Raw genomic sequence first — 21,972 nt, forward strand, 5'->3', positions numbered from 1 at the left:
GCAAAAAAACAGGTGCGCAGTGTAGCATAAGTGCTCCGGCGCGAGTACGCCGGAGCAAGTGGAGAGGTTAACGTGGCAGGGCGGTTCCCCATTCACGCCACTCTTTAGGTTCACTTTCCAGCAACAGGAAGTGTTTACCTGCCTGCGCTTTCGGAGCCAACGGTGTACCCGGTGGAGTCGCGAAGGCGATGCCGCCGCGGATGAACTGATTGAAGGTACCGGTCTTCACGACACCGCCGGTCAGGCCGAAGTCGAGATTGTAGCCGGATGCCAGCCAGAACACGGAGTTGTTGCGTACCAGATGCTGATAGCGTTGGCTAATGCGCATGGCAACCATCACACGATCGGAAAGCGAGCCCAGCGTCAGCCCGGTGACGGTCCCCACTTCAATACCTCTGAACAAAACCGGGGTTCCGATATTCAGCGAACCTGCTTCTGGTGCTTCAACCACAATACTCAGACCATCGAGGTAACGAGAGTCGGTAATGGTGGCTTCCTGCAGCTCAAAATCACGGCGCGGATTACCGCGTCCTGGTTCAACGTTGATATACGGCTGCAGGATTGTATCCAGATGCTCCACGCCCGCTGCCGAAATTTGCGGGGTGATCACGGAGAAACGGGTACCGCTTCGCGCGAAGGTTTGTACGTATTCCGGGTACAGAACCGCTTTTGCCTGAACTTCGTTACGGGCGGTGATCAGCTCAAGCGTCTGGATCTGTCCGATATCGATTCCCAGGTAGCGAATCGGCATGCCTGCAGCGAGTTTACCGGCATCGAACGCATGCAGCGTTATCTGGCCGCCGACCGCACGCGCGGCGGTTTCCGAAGCATACAGAATACGCTTGTCGCCTTTACGTTGGCTGGCGCTGGCACCGCTTAAATTATCGAAGCTAATCGCCCCTTTAAGCGCGCGTGAAAGGGGAGATGCCTGTACGGTTAATCCGCTGCCGTTAAGCTGAACTTTTGCTCCGCCTTCGGCCCAGAACACGCTGTTGCTGGTCAACAGGTTGCGATATTCCGGTTTGATATGCAGATCGATATCAAACGCATCAGCGCGAGGACGAACGCTAATCACTTCACCGACCTCGAATTTGCGGTAAAGCACCACCGAGCCGGCCTGCACATCAGGTAGCGTTTCGGCGCTCAGGCTGACCGTAGTGGTTGGCAGATCGCTCAGGCTGTTTTCAATCGCTTTCTCCAGGTTAGCGTAAAGCGGGTAGCTTTTTTTCATTTCGCCCTTGGTTCCGGGCAAAATACGAATGCCGCCGCTGAGCCACTCACTGGCGCTGGCGCCAAGGAACTCCACGCCATCAAGTCCAACTTTGACATCCACGCGGCTGTTCACCACGAACTTACTGTCACCTTGCACCAGGTCACGATGCTGTGGTTCAACAGCAACGGTAAATGAGACGCCTTTGCTGGAAAGCGTACGCTCAATCACCTGACCGACCTGTACGCCGTGAAGAATTAGCGGCTGGCCAGCATCAATACCGTAACTCTCCGGCGCGGTCAGCGTAAACGTCATGACGCCTGGGTCGTGTAACAACGACTTCTCAGCGGGAATAACGACAAACTGGTTACGCGGCTCGCCTTCGCCAGGTACCAGCTCGAAAGTTTTACCTGTTAGCAGCGAACTGAGATTCACATCGCTTAACGATAATTTAGGGCTGTGTAACTCAATGCGTGTGTTGTCACGCAGCAGCGTTACGACGCTGGGATCGACCGTCATTTCGCCGGTGACTTTACCGCCTGGGTTTAAATCCAGTTTTGTGAGCTGACCGACTTCTAATCCTTGATACATCAGCGATGTTGAGCCTGCTTTGAGTCCATCTCCGTTGGGTAAATCAAGCTTGACGATTACTCCGCGCTGGCTGTGCGCGAGATCCTGATATAGACCAAACGTGTCGTCTGCCGCAGCAGGTTTTGAGTCTTCGGGTGAATCAAAAGCAATGGCACCGTTGACCAGCGCCGCCAGACTCTCCAGTTTTACCTTCGCACCGCTAAGGCTGACATCCGCATTTACACCGGAGACGTTCCAGAAGCGGCTGCCTTTTTTCACCAGATTGGTGAAGCGACGTTCAATCAATACATCGATGGTTACGCCCTGATGGTTCGGGTTGATGGTGTAGTCATAGACCCTGCCCACCGGAATCTTACGGAAATAAACCAGCGAACCGCTATTAAGCGATCCGAGATCAGGGGCGCGCAGATGCAGCATTAAATCGCCATTATCCAGACGATACTTAGGCTGGGTGTCGAGGGCGACGAAATGATCCTCGGCCTCGCCAGTACCGGGCATCATGCCGATATAGTTGCCACCAACCAGCGCATCCAGACCAGAAACCCCAGCCAGCGACGCCTTCGGCGTGACCAGCCAGAACTGGGTATCTTTGCGCAGAGCATCTTTCATGCTCGATTTGATGCTGACGCGGACTTCAATTTTGCGCAGATCTTTGCTGAGGTTGATATCCTGCACCGTGCCCACTTCAACGCCCTGATAACGAACGGGAGTACGGCCTGGCACAATGCCGTCAGCAGACATAAAGTCGATGGTCACGGTATTGCCGCGATCTTCATAACTTCCCCAGATAAGCCATCCTGCGATCATCAGCGCGATGAACGGCAGCAGCCAGAACGGGGAGATACGGCGTTTTGTTTTAATCTGCGCTTCAGTCTGCGAAGCGGGCGTTTCCTGACTCATGTGCATCCCAAAGTAAGCGGCTGTCCAGCCATTCCACAGCAAGAATAGTCAATATTACCGCTGCGCCGAAATAAAACGCAGCCGGTCCCATAGTAAAAGCAAGTATCTGATCGCGATTTATCAGCGACATGGTTAACGCGATAACAAAGAGATCGAGCATCGACCAGCGGCCAATCCAGGTCACCATACGCAGTAGTTTTATACGGGTGCGCAACCCTTGTTCACAATTAAAGTGGATGCTGAATAGCAACGTAAACATCACAATCACTTTGGTGAATGGCACTAATATACTGGCGATAAACACGATCGCCGCTACGCCGACATTACTGTTTGCCAAAGACATTATGCCTGACAGGATTGTGTCTTCCTGCCGGCCGCCGTTGACATAAATTATCGAGATGGGCAGCAGGTTAGCGGGCAAAAGCAGGACAATCGAGGCCAGCAGTGCCGCCCAACACTTTTGGATACTTTGATTTCTGCGCCAGCGCAACGGGATATGGCAGCGAGGGCAGCGACCGCGGGCATCCGGATAACCTGTAAAATGGCAGCCGAGGCAGACGCGGAGCTTTTCATCGGGCCGACGAGCCGGTCTTTGCGGGTAGAAACGGTCCCAAAGCTGCTCAACGTTAAGATGCGACAGCGTCAAAATACTGAGGATCACCAGCGCAATAAAAGCAAACAGCCCCACGCCAGGCTGCAAAAAAGCATAGTCCTGAACCTTGATTGATGCGACGCCGATACCCACCAGGTAAATATCGAGCATCACCCACTCTTTGAGCCTTTCCAGCATCAGCAGCACCGGGCGCAGGTTCATCCCAAGAATATTACCAAACCACAGATAAGCGATTGAGGTCACGAGAATTAGTGGCGCACCAGCGACGCAAAAAAGCACGAAGGAGGCGGTGAGGGGATCACCTTGTCGGGTCATTTGCCAGATGCCTTGCATCACATTGGCATCAATGCGCACGCCTAATAAATAGATGTGCAGGAGCGGCTCTCCCCAGGCAAAGGGCATCAGCAGCAACATGGTGAAAGCCATTGCCGCCAGTCGTGTTAACGACCAGTCGCGTCCGTCACGAATTTTTGCCTGGCAGCGTGGGCAAAAGGCACTTTGGTGCGAACGCATTTTAGGCAAGCTAAATATCAGGTCACATTCAGGGCAGCGATGATAATGTGCACGAGGTAGTGCCTCACCGATGGACCTGATGGCTATTTTTTTAGTTGGCGTGATGCGTGGTGTCGTTAAGGCCATGTATCGCGAATCAAATTGTTGAAGTAATGTTATCTTAACTCATGACGGGAATGATCTTGAGCATTAACGCATTTAATGTTTATTTTAGTAGGCTGCAGTTTTAAGTAAGACAACTAAGTGATTATATAATGAACAAAATAGAGCTATACACGGATCTGAACCGTGATTTTCAGGCATTGATGGCAGGTGAAACCAGTTTTCTGGCAACGCTGGCGAATACCAGCGCATTGTTGTACGAGCGTCTTGCAGAAGTGAATTGGGCCGGTTTTTACCTGCTTGAGGACGATACGCTGGTGCTTGGTCCCTTCCAGGGCAAAATTGCCTGCGTGCGGATCCCGGTAGGGCGCGGTGTGTGCGGTACCGCAGTGGCGCAGAACCAGGTTCAGCGTATTGAGGACGTACATGCTTTTGATGGGCACATCGCCTGTGATGCCGCCAGCAACGCTGAAATCGTCCTGCCGATCGCTGTCGATAATCAGATAATCGGCGTGCTGGATATTGATAGCACGGCATTTGGCCGCTTTACTGAAGAAGATGAACAAGGTCTGCGTACGCTTGTGGCACAGCTTGAAACCGTGCTTGCAACGACGGATTACAAAAAATTCTTTGCGCGCGTCGCAGGATAATCAACGGATAACGTAGCAATTACTGATGACGTCATTATAATGTCGCCTGTTCATGCCTGCGCTTGTTGGCTACGTCCGTTGTAATCAGGAAATTTCATGGAAAATCAACCTAAGTTGAATAGCAGTAAAGAAGTCATCGCGTTTCTGGCCGAACGCTTCCCGCAGTGTTTTAGTGCGGAAGGCGAAGCGCGCCCACTGAAAATTGGCATTTTTCAGGATCTGGTAGAGCGTGTTGAGGGTGAAATGAACCTCAGCAAGACTCAGCTCCGTTCTGCCTTACGTCTCTATACTTCAAGCTGGCGCTATCTGTATGGCGTTAAATTGGGCGCAACGCGTGTTGATCTCGACGGCAACCCTTGTGGTGAGCTGGATGAACAACATGTTGAACATGCTCGCAAACAGCTGGAAGAAGCTAAAGCCCGTGTTCAGGCGCAACGCGCAGAGCAACAGGCGAAAAAACGCGAAGCGGCTGCTGCCGCCGGTGAAAAAGAAGACGCCCCGCGTCGCGAGCGTAAGCCGCGTCCTGCACCGCGTCGTAAAGAAGGTGCTGAGCGTAAACCTCGTGCTGAAAAACCAGCAGCAAAAGCACCGCGTGCTCCTCGCGAAGAACAGCATACCCCGGTATCTGATATTTCAGTACTGACGGTAGGGCAGTCTCTGAAGGTGAAAGCAGGAAATAATGCGATGGATGCCACCGTATTAGAAATCACCAAAGATGGCGTCCGTGTACAGCTGAATTCGGGTATGTCTTTGATTGTACGCGCAGAACACCTGGTGTTCTGAAACGGAGGCCAGGCCTGGCATGAACACTTTTTTTAGGCTTACTGCGTTAGCTGGTCTGCTTGCATTAGCAGGCCAGGCACTTGCTGTGGAAGACATCACGCGTGCCGATCAAATCCCCGTGTTAAAGGAAGAAACCCAGCATGCGACGGTAAGCGAACGTGTGACGTCGCGTTTTACGCGATCACACTATCGCCAGTTCGATCTGGATCAGGCGTTTTCGGCAAAAATATTTGACCGCTATTTGAATTTGCTCGACTACAGCCACAACGTGCTGCTGGCGAGCGATATCGAACAGTATGCAAAAAAGAAAACGGTCCTCGGCGATGAACTGCGCACCGGCAAGCTGGATGTCTTTTACGATCTCTATAATCTGGCGCAAAAACGCCGATTTGAACGTTATCAGTACGCATTAAGCGTACTGGCACGTCCAATGGATTTCACCGGTAACGACACCTTTAACCTCGACCGAAGCAAAGCGCCGTGGCCGAAGAGCGAAGCAGAGCTTAATGCGCTGTGGGACGGCAAGGTTAAATTTGACGAACTCAGCCTGAAGCTGACCGGTAAAACCGATGCGGAAATCCGCGAAACGCTGACGCGCCGCTACAAATTTGCGATTCGCCGTCTGGCGCAGACCAACAGCGAAGATGTGTTCTCACTGGCGATGACAGCGTTCGCCCGTGAAATCGACCCGCATACTAACTATCTCTCTCCGCGCAATACCGAGCAGTTCAATACTGAAATGAGCTTGTCTTTGGAAGGTATTGGCGCGGTTCTGCAGATGGATGATGACTACACCGTCATTAACTCCATGGTGGCAGGTGGTCCGGCAGCCAAGAGCAAAGCGATCAGCGTTGGCGATCGTATTGTCGGCGTCGGGCAGACGGGCAAGGGCATGGTCGATGTGATTGGCTGGCGTCTGGATGACGTTGTAGCGCTGATCAAAGGACCTAAAGGCAGCAAAGTTCGCCTCGAAATCCTGCCTGCCGGTAAAGGTACCAAGACGCGCACCGTGACGCTAACGCGTGAACGTATCCGTCTCGAAGACCGTGCCGTTAAAATGTCCGTGAAAACCGTTGGCAAAGAAAAAGTCGGCGTACTGGATATTCCTGGCTTCTATGTAGGCCTGACTGATGATGTCAAAGTCCAGTTGCAGAAACTGGAAAAACAAAATGTCAGCAGCGTGATTATCGATCTGCGTACCAACGGTGGTGGCGCACTGACCGAAGCGGTCTCGCTTTCCGGTCTGTTCATTCCTTCCGGCCCGGTGGTTCAGGTTCGTGACAATAACGGTAAAGTGCGTGAAGACAGCGATACCGACGGCGTTGTGTACTACAAAGGCCCGCTGGTGGTATTGGTCGATCGCTTCAGCGCCTCAGCATCAGAGATTTTCGCTGCGGCAATGCAGGATTATGGCCGAGCGCTGATCGTTGGTGAACCAACCTTCGGTAAAGGCACCGTTCAGCAGTATCGCTCCCTGAACCGTATTTACGATCAGATGCTGCGTCCGGAATGGCCAGCGTTGGGTTCTGTTCAGTACACGATCCAGAAATTCTACCGCGTAAACGGTGGCAGCACGCAGCGTAAGGGTGTTACGCCAGATATCATCATGCCGACAGGTAATGAAGAAACTGAAACCGGCGAGAAGTTTGAAGATAACGCGCTGCCGTGGGACAGCATTGATGCTGCGACCTACACCAAGTCAGATAATCTGACGCCGTTCGGACCTGAATTGCTGAAAGAGCACAATGCACGTATTGCGAACGATCCTGAGTTCCAGTACATCATGAAGGACATTGCGCGTTTCAATGCGATGAAGGATAAGCGCAACATCGCTTCTCTGAATTACGCTCAGCGTGAAAAAGAGAATAACGAAGATGACGCAATGCGTCTGGCGCGTATTAACGATCGGTTCAAGCGTGAAGGCAAACCGCTGCTGAAGAAACTGGACGATCTACCGAAGGATTACCAGGAACCGGATCCGTACCTGGATGAAACGGTAAAAATCGCGCTCGACCTGGCGCATCTTGAAAAAGAAAAGCCAGCGGAACAGCCCGCAACCAGTCAATAACCTCGAACAGGCACAAGAAATTGTGCCTGTTTTTTTAACAAGCGCATGAAGACGTCAGTCTGATACGATAAAATGTAAAGTTGTGTCTTTCTGGTGACTTAGCACCTATGGATGCTTGAAAATAGTCATAAGACCCATACGATATGGGTAATCGCATAGTGCGTTTTGTTAAATTGAGGTTAAAAGAAAATTATGATGCGAATCGCGCTCTTCCTGCTGACGAACCTGGCTGTGATGGTCGTTTTCGGGCTGGTATTGAGCCTGACAGGGATTCAGTCAAGCAGCGTTCAAGGCTTGTTGATCATGGCACTGCTGTTTGGTTTTGGTGGTTCCTTCATTTCGCTGCTGATGTCCAAATGGATGGCGTTAAAGTCCGTTGGCGGGGAAGTGATCGAACAGCCTCGCAATGAAAGAGAACGCTGGCTGATGAATACAGTCGCGAACCAGGCCCGCCAGGCCGGGATCGCTATGCCGCAGGTTGCAATCTACCATGCGCCAGATATTAACGCGTTTGCTACCGGTGCGCGCCGGGATGCCTCGCTGGTGGCTGTAAGTACTGGCCTGTTGCAAAACATGAGTCCGGATGAAGCCGAAGCGGTTATCGCGCATGAGATCAGCCACATTGCTAATGGCGATATGGTTACCATGACGTTAATTCAGGGTGTGGTGAACACTTTCGTTATCTTTATCTCACGTATTCTGGCGCAGATTGCCGCTGGGTTTATGGGCGGCAACCGCGATGAGGGAGAAGGTAGCAACGGTAACCCGTTAATCTACTTTGCGGTAGCGACGGTACTGGAGCTGGTATTTGGTATTCTGGCGAGCATTATTACGATGTGGTTCTCACGTCATCGTGAATTCCATGCGGATGCAGGCTCAGCGAAACTGGTGGGTCGTGAAAAAATGATCGCCGCGCTACAGCGCCTGAAAACCAGCTATGAGCCGCAGGAAGCGACCAGCATGATGGCGTTCTGCATCAACGGTAAATCCAAATCGTTGAGTGAGCTGTTTATGACTCACCCGCCGTTGGACAAACGTATTGAAGCGCTGCGCAGCGGTGAATACCTGAAATAATTGGCAGCAGACTTAAAATAAAAAGCGCGTCGACAGACGCGCTTTTTTATGCCTGAACTCGCGGTTGTGTGATTCGTAAGCCACTCACGATTGCGGCTAGCGAAGCCAGAATACCCGCTGTTATCAGCGAAACGTGTGTTCCGCTGTCGCCAAACTGATTTAGCATCAGCGCAACCAGTGCGGCCCCGGTACTCTGGCCCAGTAAACGCGCCGTTCCAAGCATACCGCTCGCGCCTCCGCTACGATCACGCGGCGCGGAGGTGATGATGGTGTGATTATTCGGTGACTGGAACAAGCCAAAACCCGCACCGCACAAAATCATTGGCCAGATGATATTAAAATCAGAAGGTGATGCGGGCAGCAACACCAGCGAAAACAGCCCACACGCCATTACTGCCATGCCCAGCGCGCCCAGCAGACCCGCATGAACACGTTCAATCAAATATCCTGCCAGTGGGGCCATCACCATGGTTGCCAGTGGCCACGGCGTCAGCAGCAGGCCCGTTTCAACCTCGCTGCGCCCGAGAACCGTTTGCATGAAAAATGGGAGAGAAACCATCGCCAGCATCTGTGCGCTGAATGAACAGATTGAAGTACAAATAGAGAGTGAAAACAGCGGAATGCGCAGCAGATCAACCGGTAGTAACGGTACTGGCAATGCGAGTTGGCGGCGGATAAAGAAAAACCCTACCACGAGAAGCCCCACAAGTTCAGCACCAATCAGTTTTAGCGACTGTCCCTGCGCAAATCCGCTGAGTGCCGTGATTAACAAACCGAATGTTAAGGCGTTCATCACTGCGCTGGGCAGATCGAAGCGCGGTTTATTGCTACGTGATGAATTGGGTGGCAAAAAACGCATAGCCAGTAGCAGGGCGATGATCCCCAGTGGAACGTTAATCAGGAATAGCCATTTCCACGAGGCAATAGAAAGAATAGCCGCCGCAATAGTCGGACCCGCTGCCGAGGATACAGCCACGATAAAGGAGTTAATACCCATTCCGCGGCCAAGCTGGCGCTGAGGATAAATGAGTCGGATCAATGCCGTATTAACGCTCATCAGCGCCGCGCCGCCAAACCCCTGAGCCACGCGCGCTAACGTCAGCATATGCAGCGAGTCTGACAAGGCACAAAACAGCGACGCCAACAGAAACACGACCAGACCACACTTATAAATGCGTCGGTAGCCAAACATATCACCTAAAAAAGAGAGCGATAACAGCGAAACAACGATCGCAATTTGGTAGGCGTTCACAATCCAGATTGAGCTGGCGGGTGAGGCCTGAAGATCGGTGGCGATAGTGGGGAGGGCAACATTCGCTATTGCGCCGTCGAGTACTGCCATAGAGATGCCAATAACAATGGTTAAAATTGCGCCATATCGCTGGGGCAATGGCAGACCATCGGTCTGAGTTTTTTCCATAGGAAGTCAATATTGTCGGAATTTATGATGAGAATAATAATTTTAGCATTGATATTCAGGCGTTAGGTCGCAGATTTGTAACTAAGTAAGCAAAGAGCGATTGCGAGGGCTGATACGTGAAATTATAATAAAAACCGGTTCTGATTTTTATAAAACACTCGAAAGGGGTGATAAATGGCAATCGCAGATCTGGATAAACAACCCGATTCTGTATCTTCCGTGCTGAAGGTTTTTGGCATCCTGCAGGCGCTGGGTGAAGAGCGCGAAATTGGTATTACCGAGTTGTCGCAACGCGTCATGATGTCGAAAAGCACCGTTTATCGCTTTTTGCAGACCATGAAAACGCTGGGCTATGTGGCACAAGAAGGGGAGTCTGAGAAATACTCACTGACCCTGAAACTATTCGAGCTGGGTGCTCGCGCGTTACAAAACGTCGATCTTATCCGTAGCGCTGATATTCAGATGCGCGAACTTTCGCGCCTGACCAAAGAAACAGTACACCTTGGCGCACTGGATGAAGACAGCATCGTCTACATTCATAAAATCGATTCCATGTACAATCTGCGCATGTATTCTCGCGTAGGTCGCCGTAATCCACTGTACAGCACGGCTATCGGTAAAGTTCTACTGGCATGGCGTGACCGCGATGAAGTGAAGCAAATTCTGGATGGTATTGAGTACAAACGCAGTACCGACCGTACTATTACCAATACTGATGAATTGCTGGTACTGCTGGATAAAGTCCGTGAGCAGGGCTACGGTGAAGACAACGAAGAACAGGAAGAAGGTCTGCGCTGCATCGGTGTGCCGGTGTTTGACCGTTTCGGTGTGGTGATTGCAGGCTTGAGTATTTCATTCCCGACGCTGCGTTTCTCAGAGGAACGTTTGCACGAGTATGTGGCGATGCTGCATACGGCTGCGCGGAAAATTTCAGAACAAATGGGTTATAACGACTATCCGTTCTAATCTGGCGTAATAGCGTCAACTTAAAAACCCCGGGTATTTTTGTATCTGGGGTTTTTTATGAACAGTCATAACGTTAGTTGGTGCAAATAACGTAGCGTATGTATTGTTGCTATATTAACCGTTATCAATAATGACCGTACTTTTTCTTAACAAGGGACAATCCGACAGGCCAATGATACCGCTGTTTGTGTGGACGTATTGTGCGGTGCTGGTTCCGCGGGCGGTCAGATATTGGCATTGCAAGCCCAGACCCGCTGCATTCTCCTTACTTCCAATCAAAATTCCGTAGCCGCTCAGTAATAAACCGATCCAAACCAGAGCTAACAACACAATAGCGCGGATTATCAGACGCATTACAACCTCTTATCTTTTCTCGTTATTATTAGATTAGCCTGTACATGGGATGAAACAAGTGAATCATTCCTAAAAAGATTGAATGCCGATACAGTTAACGCTGGGTTTAGGTAACGCATGATAATTTATAGACATAAGATGTAGATTCGAAGAGTGGAGCTGGAGTGAAAAAAATTCGCTGGGTAGTGCTGATAGTTGTCGTGCTGGTATGCATACTGATGTGGGCGCAAGTGTTCAACATCATGTGCGATCAGGATGTACAATTTTTCAGCGGTATTTGTGCCATCAATAAATTTATTCCCTGGTAAGCGCATTTTTGCCACAGTTGATTACCTTCTTGTGCGGCAGTGGTAAACTACGCTGTCTACATTGAGGTGGTGAAATGAACGAAGTTTTGAATTCTGGCGCGTTGAGTTTGGCGTCTTTGGCTGTATCGGTGGTGATTCTGGTTGTCGGGCTTGTACTGTGGTTTTTCGTCAATCGGGCAAGTTCGCGTACTAATGAGCAGATTGAGCTGCTTGAAGCATTGTTAGATCAGCAAAAAAGACAGAACGCATTGCTCCGTCGCCTTTGCGAAGCTAACGAACCTGAAAAAGCAGCAGAGCCTGCTGCGGTCACAGCGAAGGATGACGATGATGACATCATCCGCCTGGTAGCTGAGCGGTAAAAACGGTATGACAGGGTGAGGATCTGTTGCTTTTGTTCTCAGATGTTTCATCCTGTCACCAACGTGCCAGATTATTTTCTTCTGTATATGTCGTGTAATTAGCACTCTGATACGCGTGTAAACTCAGTATTTTCAGATGCTTCAACCAATTAATATCTTATCCCCGGTCTGATATAAATATAATTTCCCATACGATAAAAATATGATTATGTCATTTTTGTGATAGCGATCGTTTTATTAACAGCGAAACGTTTCTCTTACTTTTTTTGTGCATTGTCATCATTCTTTCATTATTTTGGTGCAAAAGCAGAAGGCGGATCTCATTTTTACGCTTGTGACATTTTATGCATTACTAAGCATAAAAAATGATATCCGGCACACCCTGTAACAGCTAATCTGGAACAACCGAAGCTATTGAGCTATGGTAGAAATGTCCCGGCTATGGTGCAAGCCAGGCGGGGGATGGGGCGAGCGGCGGGAATATAACACTACTCGGTGTGGCGCATAACTGTGCAGTTGCTGTTTGATGAACGACGGGATTTGTGCGACCGATCGAGACACGTTTAAAAATGGCTTGCCATTATTAACGTTGTATGTGATAACACGTTTTGGGTTAAACGAGGTACAGTTCTGTTTATGTGTGGCATTTTCAGTAAAGAAGTCCTGAGTAAACACGTTGACGTTGAATACCGCTTCTCTGCCGAACCTTATATTAGTGCCTCAAGCAGTAATGTCTCAGTTTTATCTATGTTATGCCTGCGGGCGAAGAAAATACTCTAAGGAATTTTGCAAATGGCAAAGATTAAAGGTCAAGTTAAGTGGTTCAACGAGTCTAAAGGTTTTGGTTTCATTACTCCGGCTGATGGCAGCAAAGACGTGTTCGTACACTTCTCCGCTATCCAGGGTAACGGCTTCAAAACTCTGGCTGAAGGCCAGAACGTTGAGTTCGAAATTCAGGACGGCCAGAAAGGTCCGGCTGCTGTTAACGTAACAGCTATCTGATCGACACCACTGATTTGAAGCGCATATGCGCAACCATCTCAGATATAAAGCCTCGCCTATGCGGGGCTTTTTAATTCAAAATACGTCTAAATATTTCTAAATGCCCTTCCATTAGCGCTTTGTTGCAAAGGCGTGATGTTCGTAGCATAGTTTTCCCCGCTTTCTTACGACATTTCTCGTTAAATCAGACACCTGAAAAACTATCTTGCTGGAGACCAGGTGAAAAAGAAAAACGACGGCGACGCGCGCAATTTTACTCCCGTACGTTTTGCCCTGCTTTGTGTGGCAATATTATTGAGTCTGGGATTGCTGCTGGGTCGGGTTGCGTGGCTGCAAATTGTCACGCCGACGAGTCTGGTGAAACAGGAAGACATGCGTTCGTTACGTGAGGTAACTATTGCCTCGCCGCGCGGGATGATTACCGACAGAGAAGGGCGACCGCTGGCGGTAAGTGTTCCGGTTAACGCCGTATGGGCCGATCCTAAGACCATCATCAGCAAGGGAGGCGTGGGTTACAACGAACGCTGGCAGGCTCTGGCAAGGACTCTGCATTTGTCACTGAGTACGCTGGCGGAACGCGTTAACAGTAATCCTGGCGGACGTTTTATTTATCTGGCACGACAAATTTCCCCTCAGCAGGCTGAGTGGGTAGATGATCTTAATCTCCCGGGCATCAACCTGCGCGAGGAATCCCGCCGGTTCTATCCCGCAGGCCACGTAGCGGCGAATCTCATTGGTTTTACCAACATTGATGGACAAGGCATTGAAGGGCTGGAAAAGAGCTTTAATAACCAGCTGATGGGTAAACCTGGCTCCCGTCTGGTACGTAAAGACAAATTTGGCCATGTCATTGAGAATATCACCGAAGTTACGCCTGTACCTGCACACGAATTACAGCTCAGCATCGATGAGCGTCTGCAGACGGTCACCGAAGATGCGTTGGACAATGCCGTTACGTGGAATAAAGCAGAATCAGGAGCCGCAGTGCTGGTCAACATTGCTACCGGTGAAATACTGTCCATGGCGAGCTTTCCTGACTTCAACCCCAATAATCGTGATGGCGCGGTACTGGATGATTTTCGTAACCGTGCAATTAGCGATACGTTTGAACCCGGTTCAACCGTTAAACCGCTGGTGATCATGACTGCACTCCAGCAGGGGATAGTACAACCCGACAGCGTGATTGATACCCATCCTTTTTACCTTGATGGGCATCGTATTCGTGACGTCGGATTTTACCCGGAACTGTCGCTGACCGGAATTTTGCAGAAATCGAGCGATACCGGCGTGTCGCACCTTTCATTGGCTATGCCTGTCCAAAAATTGCTGGATACCTATAAGAGCTTTGGCTTTGGCGATCCAACCGGACTGGGATTAACCGGTGAAAGCAGCGGTTTAATGCCTCAACGCCGCTACTGGAGCGATTTGGATCGCGCGACCTTTGCATTTGGTTATGGATTAATGGTAACGCCGCTGCAGTTGGCACACGTATATGCAACCATTGGTAGTTTTGGTATCTATCGGCCCCTTTCGATTACCCGTATTGACCCGCCGGTAATCGGTACCCGAGTGATGCCGGAGGCGCTGGTTCACCAGGTTGAACATATGATGGAAAGCGTTGCGTTACCCGGTGGTGGGGGAACTAAAGCCGCGGTCAGGGATTATCGCGTGGCGGTTAAAACAGGAACGGCAAAGAAAATTGGTGATGACGGTAAGTATGTCGATAAATACGTGGCCTACACGGCAGGCGTTGCGCCAGCGAGCGACCCGAAATTTGCACTGGTGGTCGTCATCAATAATCCGCAAAACGGTGCTTATTATGGTGGGGCTGTCTCTGCGCCTGTCTTCAGCCAGATAATGGGTGATGTCCTGCGTCTGGAGAACGTTAAACCGGATGGCATGCCTGCTGACTCCGATCATCTGCTGGTGATGCACGGCAGCAACGTATCCTCGCCGTCGCTGTAAGTTATTTTCCCAGGGCGCAATTCGCGTTACACTTGCGCCCTTAAGTCACCTGCCGGAGTTGTCATGTCGTTTTCCTGTCCTCTTTGCCACCAGCCTCTTACTCAAGCGAATAACAGTTTTGTCTGCCCCGGGCGGCACCAGTTTGACGTGGCGAAAGAAGGGTATGTCAACTTACTGCCGGTTCAGCATAAACGATCGCGCGATCCGGGTGACAGCGCTGAGATGATGCAGGCGCGACGGGCATTTCTTGATGCCGGGCACTATCAACCGTTGCGTGATGCGATTGTGAATGTGCTGAAAGAGAAGTCGACTTCAGAAGATGCAGCGATCCTGGATATTGGCTGTGGGGAAGGGTATTACACCCATGCGTTTGCCGACGCGCTGACGGGTTGTACAACCTTTGGTCTTGACGTCTCCAAAGTGGCAATTAAAGCTGCAGCCAGACGCTATCCGCAGGTGACCTTTTGCGTTGCCTCCAGCCATCGTCTGCCGTTCGCAGATGAGTCAATGGATGCCATCATCAGGATCTACGCGCCCTGTAAAGCGCAAGAGCTGGCACGCGTGGTTAAACCGGGGGGATGGGTTATCACCGCCACGCCAGGACCGCGTCATTTAATGGAACTGAAAGGGCTTATTTATGATGAGGTGCGTTTGCATGCGCCGCACACAGAGCAACTGGACGGTTTTGTTCTGCAACAGAGTATTGCGCTGGGGTATCAGATGCAGCTTCAGGGCAGCGAGGCCGTTGCGTTACTGCAAATGACGCCGTTCGCCTGGCGGGCAAAGCCGGAGGTGTGGAAAACGTTAGCGGAGAAAACGACGTTTGACTGCCAGACCGATTTTAGTATTCATGTCTGGCAGTGTCTGAATTAACCGTGGAAGTGTGCCCAGAGGATCTGGGCACCGATACCAATCAGCACCACCCCACCCAAAATTTCTGCTCGTTTGCCCAGCATCGGGCCAATGAAACGACCAATCATCATGCCGAGCGTGGACATAATCAATGTGGCGCAGCCGATGGCCAGCGCGGTGGCAATAATATTGACCTGCAGGAAAGCCAGACCCACCCCGACGGCCATTGCGTCGAGACTGGTGGCAATGGCGGTGGTAACCAGCAGCCAGAAACCATGACGGCGCTGCGGTTCTTCATCCTCATCACCGTTATCGCGAAAACCTTCGATTATCATTCGCCCGCCTAAAAAGATCAGCAGAATGAAGGCGATCCAGTGGTTCCACTCCAGCACGAATTTGCTGGCCAACATACCCATGCCCCAGCCAATCAGCGGCGTAAGCGTTTCAACTGCGCCGAATATCAGACCTGTGCGCAATGCTTCAGAAAATTTGGGTTTATGCAGGGTGGCGCCTTTGCCAATTGATGCAGCGAAAGCATCCATCGACATGCCAAAAGCGAGAAGAACGGTAGCGGTGAGATTCATAACAGCGTCCTGACCGGGGTATCCATAAAACACATCACTGCCCCCAGTAACCATGCATACAGGCCGGAATCACTGTAAATACAGCGCCATTCAGATATGCATTGCAGTTGATGTGCCTATGGTCTCGCCTGACTGAACCTGTAAATTCAGTCCGTACGCGCCACGTTTTTCAACGAGTATGTTGACACGTACATTTCCGGAGTCTGGAAATCGGCTACTCCCCAACGACGGGCGCAACCTTAACATATTTTGAGAATATAAAACAAGAAACGCAGAAATAATAGTTGACTTCTAATTGAAAACGATTTTCATTTAGATTTATTTTATAAATAAAACGTTAAAATAAATAACATTGTGGACAGTTAAATATAGCCTTGGCTATGTTTGTTTTTATACTGATATATAAAAAACATAGTTCAGGCTATATTTGTAACCTATTGATTTGAAATTAAAAGTTTATATATCTTCTCAAGATCGTCTATATTTCGTACGCGGATCAACAATCTTCGATGTTCTAATTGCATCACTAATACACCGTCTTCAGATAAATTCATCTCTTTAATGCGGTTATATTCAATCCAGACGTTGGCGAAGAAAAAACCTTTCTGCTTGAAGATGATTTTTGGCGTACGGATCCAGAACAGATACAACCCCATCAATACCAGTGCACATAATAACCATGTGGTAAATTGCGCGCCGTGGCTGGTGATGTTGTTGTAGATAAGAATAGCTACCAAGCCAAGGAAGATAACGCTGTCGACTCTGCTGCGGGGAAGCAGGGCGACAGTAAGCAGAGTAGGGCCATTACGGCGGGGCATGATGAACTGATCGTAAATGGCATACGCCAGCAGCGAAAAGATGAATAGAACCAGCACCAGGTCCGTGATAGTCATGAATCCTCAACCCTCTAAATAGAAAAACCGGGGGCAAGCCCCCGGTGATGTACAACAGTCTTACAGGCCGAGCAGTCCGACAGCGTAGCCCGCGATACCGATGACGAAGAAGCCAACGATGATCCACAGCGGGTTCACTTTTTTACGCAGCAGCCACATACAGGCGAATGTCAGCAGCAGAGGAACCAGACCCGGCATCAGCTGGTCAAGGATAGTCTGCACGGTGGTAACACGAGTCTGACCATCCTGACCGGTGATAGTGGAAACCACCAGCGGGATGTTTACGTGCGTCCACTTGTTAACCAATGCTCCCATGACAAACAGGCCGAGGATTGACGCCCCCTCGGTCAGTTTCTGCAGGAAGCCGCCGCCCATATCTTTAACGATATCGACACCTTTACGGTAGCCATATGCCACACCGTAATAACGGGTTGCCAGACGAACCAGGTTAAACAGGATGAAGAACAGCAGTGGCCCCAGCAGGCTGCCGCTCATCGCAATACCTGCGCCGAGTGCGGCGAAGACCGGACGTACGGTACCCCAGAAGATCGGGTCACCGACGCCTGCGAGCGGACCCATCAGACCAACTTTGATACCGTTGATGGCACCATCGTCAATCTCTGCGCCGTTTGCACGCTGTTCTTCCATTGCCAGCGTAACGCCCAGTACTGGAGCCGCTACGTATGGATGGGTGTTAAAGAATTCCAGGTGACGCTTAATCGCTTGCTTACGTGCATCGTTGTTTTCCGGGTACAAGCGGCGGATAGCCGGTACCATGGAGAAACAGAAACCCAGCGCCTGCATACGTTCGAAGTTCCATGAACCCTGAAACAGGTTAGAACGAATGAACACGCCACGAATGTCACTCGGAGTGAGTTTTTTCTCGGTGGTAGTTTTAGTCATATCAACCATTTCGCTCACCTGCTAGTCCAGTTCGTTATCGAGATCGTTATTGCCAGCCGCCGCAGCAGGTGCACCGGCTACGCGGTTATATTTCGGGCTCAACTGAATGTAGAGGATGGCCATGACTGCGCCAATCACACCCAGAGCAACCAGGTTGAAGTTAGTAAATGCCGCGGTGACGAAGCCGAGGTAGAAGAATGGCATCAGATAGCCTGCGCGCATCATGTTGATGACCATCGCATAACCAACCACTACGATCATACCGCCTGCGATGTTCAGACCACCGGTTACGACTTCCGGAATGGCGTTAAGCATGCTCTGAACTTCACTGGTACCAACAGAAATCGCAACGATTACCGCCGGGATAGCGATACGCATAGCCTGCAGGAACAGAGAGGATACGTGCAGCCAGGAGAGCGCAGTCAGGTTACCGTTTTCGGCTGCCTTATCCGCTGCGTGCTGGAATGCTACGGTGATTGTACGAACGATAATGGTCAGTACCTGGCCTGCTGCTGCCAGTGGGATAGCCAGCGCGATACCGGCACCAATGCTTTGGTGACCCGCGATAACCAGAACGGTAGAGATAATTGAGGCCAGTGCGGCATCTGGTGCAACCGCAGCACCGATGTTCATCCAGCCCAGGGCGATCATTTCCAGGGTACCACCGATGATGATACCGGTTTTCATATCCCCGAGAACGGCACCAATCAGCGTACAGGCCACCAACGGACGGTGGAACTGAAATTCATCGAGTACCGACTCCATACCCGCGATACATGCGACGATGAACACCAGCACAATCTGAAGAGTGGTAATCTCCATTGTACTTCTCCTATTGCTATACAGACTTAAGTGTGAAAACTAAGTAAATGCCAGGGAATTATTTCACCTTGGCAATCAAATCCATCATTTTCAGTTTCTGATCGGTAGAAACCTTACGGGCCTCAAGCTCAATACCGCGTTCGTTGAGTTTCTTGAAGGCTTCGATGTCTTTGTCATCGACAGAAATTGCGTTGTTTACCTGCGTTTTACCCTGACGGAAAGCCATACCGCCAATGTTCACGGAGGTAATTTTCACACCACCTTCAACGATACGTTCTACGTCGGTTGGGTTGGTGAACAACAGCATCACACGCTCACCTGCATATTTCGGGTTGTTGTAGACGCGGATCATTTTCGCGACATCAACCACATGCGCCGTCACACCCGGAGGTGCTACCTGAGTCAGCAGCGTTTTACGCACGGTATCGGCGGCAACTTCATCACTGACGACGATAATGCGCGTTACGTTGGTTTCTTTGGTCCAGCGAGTTGCCACCTGACCATGGATTAAGCGGTCATCAATACGCGCCAGGCCGATCTGCATATAATCGTTCGGACCCATCGGTTTCGCGGGGGTTGCTGCTTTAGGTGCCGCGACGGGGGCAGGAGCGGCTTTTTCCACCGGTTTTGCTTTCAGCGCTTTCACGCCTTCGCTACCGGTTTCAACGGCCAGTGCCACTAATTCATCAAAGCTTGGGTTGTCATCACGCGCCATGAAGGTCTCAACCAGCATGGGAATGTTCACACCGGCGATTACTTCGTAATGCTCTTTATCGACGACAATGCGGCTCGCAGCGTTAAACGGGCTGCCTCCCCATGTGTCAACGAGAAACAGCACGCCTTTACTGGTATCGAGTTTTGCCAACTGAGCGTTGTACTTTTCGATCAGCGTTTCAGCATTTTCGCCTGGAACGAAATCGATCCAGCCGACGTTTTCCTGCTCGCCTAACAGCATCTCTGCCGTCTTAAGTAACTGCTCTGCAGCCCAACCATGTGTGCCTATTACAATAGCAATGGTCACTTGCTACCTCCTTTATTATCGTTAACACATCAACGTGAAGATGTATTTGAATCGTCGTCCGCAATCGAATCGATTCAGATAAGGGTTACAAAGAAAAACCTATGATTTTCGTGAATTATTTTAGATATCGAAAAAAATATTTTATGTGATGAAGATCCGTAATTTAACTTCCGATTAAAAGAAATTTCGAAGGGTGAAATATCTCCGAAACGACTTATTGCAAAGGAAGGTAAATCTTTGCTACAAACCACTTCTCTCTGTTATGTTTAGCATCTGTTTAATTACTCAGGAGTATAGGGCAGTAGCCCACCATATGGATCGTCACCGACGTCATTTCACCTTCAGGCCGTATCAAGCCTGTCAGATTGGCACTTTTTGCCACAAATTTTCTCTGCATATCGCTTTAACGCCTGAGATCCTCAGCGCGCAGTTTGGTCATTCCTTAAGCAGGAGCTTGTCATGGAACTATTAATGGACCCGCAGATTTGGGTGGGTTTGCTCACGCTTGTCGTTCTCGAAATTGTTCTGGGTATTGATAACCTGGTCTTCATTGCGATCCTGGCTGATAAGCTGCCGCCGAAACAGCGAGATAAAGCGCGTTTAATCGGTTTGTCACTGGCACTGATTATGCGTCTGGGCTTGTTGTCCGTGATTTCGTGGATGGTGACGCTGACAAAGCCGCTGTTCACGGTAATGGACTATGCGTTCTCGGGGCGCGATCTGATTATGCTGCTGGGGGGTATCTTCCTCTTGTTCAAGGCTACGACAGAGCTGCATGAGCGACTGGAAAACCGTGAACATGATACCGGGCAGACGAAAGGGTATGCGAGCTTTTGGGTTGTCGTAACGCAGATTGTCATTCTCGATGCGGTGTTCTCGCTGGATGCCGTGATTACGGCGGTCGGCATGGTCAACCATCTGCCAGTGATGATGGCGGCAGTAGTGATTGCCATGGCCGTGATGCTGCTGGCCTCTAAGCCGCTGACACGATTTGTGAACCAACACCCGACGGTGGTGGTGCTGTGTCTGAGCTTCCTGTTGATGATTGGTCTGAGCCTGGTTGCCGAAGGGTTTGGCTTCCATATTCCGAAAGGTTATCTGTATGCGGCGATTGGTTTCTCGATCATCATCGAGCTGTTTAACCAGATTGCCCGTCGTAATTTTATTCGCCACCAGTCGACGCTGCCGCTGCGTGCACGTACTGCCGATGCAATCCTGCGTCTGATGGGCGGTAAACGTCAGGCCAGCGTGCAGATGGAATCCGATAACCCGGTGCCGGTTCCTGTCCCGGAAGGCGCGTTTGTGGAAGAAGAACGCTATATGATCAACGGCGTCCTCTCCCTGGCGTCGCGTTCGTTACGCGGCATTATGACGCCACGTGGTGAAATCAGCTGGGTTGATGCCGACCTGAGCGTGGCGGAAATTCGCGAGCAGTTGCTCTCTTCACCTCACAGCCTGTTCCCGGTGTGTCGTGGCGAACTGGATGAAATCATCGGTATCGTGCGTGCTAAAGAGCTGCTGGTGGCGCTGGAAGACGGTGTGGATGTGGCGGCGATTGCCTCTGCTTCTCCGGCTATTGTTGTTCCGGAGACGCTGGACCCGATCAATCTGTTGGGCGTACTGCGTCGTGCCCGCGGTAGCTTCGTTATCGTCACTAACGAGTTTGGCGTAGTACAGGGGCTGGTCACGCCGCTGGACGTATTAGAAGCCATTGCCGGTGAATTCCCGGATGCCGATGAAACACCTGAAATTATTGCTGATGCAGGTGGTTGGTTGGTCAAAGGCGGTACCGATCTGCATGCGTTGCAACAGGCGCTGGACGTGGATACGTTAGTGAATGAAGACGAAGACATCGCCACGGTGGCAGGTTTAGTCATTGCGGCTAACGGCCATATTCCACGTGTCGGTGATGTTATCGAAGTCGCACCGCTGAGCATTACGATTGTCGAAGCGAATGACTATCGTGTGGATTTAGTTCGCATTGTTAAAGAACAACCCGCTCACGACGAAGACGAGTAA

At 50.6% G+C, this 21,972-nt stretch carries 22 protein-coding genes; 13 read left to right on the forward strand and 9 right to left on the reverse strand.

What is annotated here, in order from left to right; all coding sequences use genetic code 11:
• Nucleotides 1-67 precede the first annotated feature (67 nt).
• Together JQN59_RS10145 and yebS are read right to left on the reverse strand one after the other, a co-directional pair.
• Nucleotides 68-2,701: a PqiB family protein gene (locus JQN59_RS10145; RefSeq protein WP_048216184.1), complete on the reverse strand. Its 2,634-nt coding sequence runs from the start codon at nucleotides 2,699-2,701 to the stop codon at nucleotides 68-70.
• Nucleotides 2,670-3,953, reverse strand: coding sequence for a membrane integrity lipid transport subunit YebS (gene yebS, locus JQN59_RS10150; protein WP_048216185.1), 1,284 nt, complete (start codon nucleotides 3,951-3,953; stop codon nucleotides 2,670-2,672). The genes JQN59_RS10145 and yebS overlap by 32 nt, the downstream gene beginning before the upstream one ends.
• A 128-nt stretch (nucleotides 3,954-4,081) precedes the next feature.
• Between yebS and JQN59_RS10155 the strand changes: the two genes are divergently transcribed.
• The 4 genes from JQN59_RS10155 to htpX all read left to right on the forward strand — a co-directional run bounded on the left by JQN59_RS10155 (nucleotide 4,082) and on the right by htpX (nucleotide 8,504).
• Nucleotides 4,082-4,579, forward strand: a complete 498-nt coding sequence (locus JQN59_RS10155; RefSeq protein WP_003833782.1) for a GAF domain-containing protein — start codon at nucleotides 4,082-4,084, stop codon at nucleotides 4,577-4,579.
• Between the two features lie 96 nt (nucleotides 4,580-4,675).
• Nucleotides 4,676-5,362: an RNA chaperone ProQ gene (gene proQ, locus JQN59_RS10160; protein WP_003833781.1), complete on the forward strand. Its 687-nt coding sequence runs from the start codon at nucleotides 4,676-4,678 to the stop codon at nucleotides 5,360-5,362.
• A 19-nt stretch (nucleotides 5,363-5,381) separates the two neighbouring features.
• On the forward strand, nucleotides 5,382-7,430 hold the full coding sequence (gene prc / locus JQN59_RS10165; RefSeq protein WP_149607417.1) for a carboxy terminal-processing peptidase: 2,049 nt from the start codon (nucleotides 5,382-5,384) through the stop codon (nucleotides 7,428-7,430).
• 192 nt (nucleotides 7,431-7,622) lie between these two features.
• Entirely contained in the window at nucleotides 7,623-8,504 is an 882-nt protein-coding gene (htpX, locus tag JQN59_RS10170) for a protease HtpX (protein WP_003034964.1), read from the forward strand.
• Between the two features lie 46 nt (nucleotides 8,505-8,550).
• On the opposite strand, the gene JQN59_RS10175 is transcribed toward htpX, so the two are convergent.
• The gene (locus JQN59_RS10175; protein ID WP_048216186.1) at nucleotides 8,551-9,924 is read right to left on the reverse strand and encodes an MFS transporter; all 1,374 of its coding nucleotides are present in this window, start codon (nucleotides 9,922-9,924) and stop codon (nucleotides 8,551-8,553) included.
• A gap of 174 nt (nucleotides 9,925-10,098) precedes the next feature.
• Between JQN59_RS10175 and kdgR the strand changes: the two genes are divergently transcribed.
• Nucleotides 10,099-10,890 (forward strand): DNA-binding transcriptional regulator KdgR, encoded by a 792-nt coding sequence (gene kdgR / locus JQN59_RS10180; protein WP_003833778.1) that lies wholly within the window; start codon nucleotides 10,099-10,101, stop codon nucleotides 10,888-10,890.
• 114 nt (nucleotides 10,891-11,004) lie between these two features.
• On the opposite strand, the gene JQN59_RS10185 is transcribed toward kdgR, so the two are convergent.
• The gene (locus tag JQN59_RS10185) at nucleotides 11,005-11,244 is read right to left on the reverse strand and encodes a YobH family protein (protein ID WP_003034975.1); all 240 of its coding nucleotides are present in this window, start codon (nucleotides 11,242-11,244) and stop codon (nucleotides 11,005-11,007) included.
• A 164-nt stretch (nucleotides 11,245-11,408) separates the two neighbouring features.
• Here JQN59_RS10185 and mgrB point away from each other — a divergent pair, with 164 nt between their 5' ends.
• The 6 genes from mgrB to rlmA all read left to right on the forward strand — a co-directional run bounded on the left by mgrB (nucleotide 11,409) and on the right by rlmA (nucleotide 15,751).
• On the forward strand, nucleotides 11,409-11,552 hold the full coding sequence (mgrB, locus tag JQN59_RS10190) for a PhoP/PhoQ regulator MgrB (RefSeq protein ID WP_003034977.1): 144 nt from the start codon (nucleotides 11,409-11,411) through the stop codon (nucleotides 11,550-11,552).
• 74 nt (nucleotides 11,553-11,626) lie between these two features.
• Complete coding sequence (locus JQN59_RS10195; protein WP_149607419.1) at nucleotides 11,627-11,911, forward strand: YebO family protein; 285 nt, start codon at nucleotides 11,627-11,629, stop codon at nucleotides 11,909-11,911.
• A gap of 636 nt (nucleotides 11,912-12,547) precedes the next feature.
• Entirely contained in the window at nucleotides 12,548-12,691 is a 144-nt protein-coding gene (locus JQN59_RS10200; protein WP_003034983.1) for a DUF2627 domain-containing protein, read from the forward strand.
• Between the two features lie 12 nt (nucleotides 12,692-12,703).
• Complete coding sequence (cspE, locus tag JQN59_RS10205) at nucleotides 12,704-12,913, forward strand: transcription antiterminator/RNA stability regulator CspE (protein WP_001062678.1); 210 nt, start codon at nucleotides 12,704-12,706, stop codon at nucleotides 12,911-12,913.
• A 219-nt stretch (nucleotides 12,914-13,132) separates the two neighbouring features.
• A complete protein-coding gene (ftsI, locus tag JQN59_RS10210) occupies nucleotides 13,133-14,878 on the forward strand; it encodes a peptidoglycan glycosyltransferase FtsI (protein WP_003833773.1) in 1,746 nt (581 codons plus the stop codon).
• A 63-nt stretch (nucleotides 14,879-14,941) separates the two neighbouring features.
• Complete coding sequence (gene rlmA, locus JQN59_RS10215) at nucleotides 14,942-15,751, forward strand: 23S rRNA (guanine(745)-N(1))-methyltransferase (protein ID WP_149607420.1); 810 nt, start codon at nucleotides 14,942-14,944, stop codon at nucleotides 15,749-15,751.
• On the opposite strand, the gene mntP is transcribed toward rlmA, so the two are convergent.
• The 5 genes from mntP to manX all read right to left on the reverse strand — a co-directional run bounded on the left by mntP (nucleotide 15,748) and on the right by manX (nucleotide 19,953).
• Complete coding sequence (gene mntP / locus JQN59_RS10220; protein WP_020996621.1) at nucleotides 15,748-16,314, reverse strand: manganese efflux pump MntP; 567 nt, start codon at nucleotides 16,312-16,314, stop codon at nucleotides 15,748-15,750. The genes rlmA and mntP overlap by 4 nt on opposite strands.
• Before the next feature lie 434 nt (nucleotides 16,315-16,748).
• Nucleotides 16,749-17,207, reverse strand: a complete 459-nt coding sequence (locus JQN59_RS10225; RefSeq protein WP_048216190.1) for a DUF986 family protein — start codon at nucleotides 17,205-17,207, stop codon at nucleotides 16,749-16,751.
• 60 nt (nucleotides 17,208-17,267) lie between these two features.
• Nucleotides 17,268-18,119, reverse strand: coding sequence for a PTS mannose transporter subunit IID (locus JQN59_RS10230; RefSeq protein WP_003833769.1), 852 nt, complete (start codon nucleotides 18,117-18,119; stop codon nucleotides 17,268-17,270).
• A 12-nt stretch (nucleotides 18,120-18,131) separates the two neighbouring features.
• Nucleotides 18,132-18,932 carry a PTS mannose/fructose/sorbose transporter subunit IIC gene (locus JQN59_RS10235; RefSeq protein ID WP_003021004.1) on the reverse strand — a complete coding sequence of 267 codons (801 nt, stop codon included), beginning with the start codon at nucleotides 18,930-18,932 and terminating at the stop codon, nucleotides 18,132-18,134.
• Nucleotides 18,933-18,990: 58 nt separating this feature from the next.
• A complete protein-coding gene (gene manX, locus JQN59_RS10240; RefSeq protein ID WP_003833768.1) occupies nucleotides 18,991-19,953 on the reverse strand; it encodes a PTS mannose transporter subunit IIAB in 963 nt (320 codons plus the stop codon).
• Between the two features lie 313 nt (nucleotides 19,954-20,266).
• Here manX and JQN59_RS27245 point away from each other — a divergent pair, with 313 nt between their 5' ends.
• Together JQN59_RS27245 and yoaE are read left to right on the forward strand one after the other, a co-directional pair.
• Entirely contained in the window at nucleotides 20,267-20,425 is a 159-nt protein-coding gene (locus JQN59_RS27245) for a protein YoaL (protein WP_370766360.1), read from the forward strand.
• A complete protein-coding gene (gene yoaE / locus JQN59_RS10245; protein ID WP_008785026.1) occupies nucleotides 20,413-21,972 on the forward strand; it encodes a CNNM family cation transport protein YoaE in 1,560 nt (519 codons plus the stop codon). Before JQN59_RS27245 ends, yoaE begins: the two co-directional genes overlap by 13 nt.

This window comes from Citrobacter sp. B72, assembly GCF_016894305.1.
Taxonomy (GTDB): domain Bacteria; phylum Pseudomonadota; class Gammaproteobacteria; order Enterobacterales; family Enterobacteriaceae; genus Citrobacter; species Citrobacter portucalensis.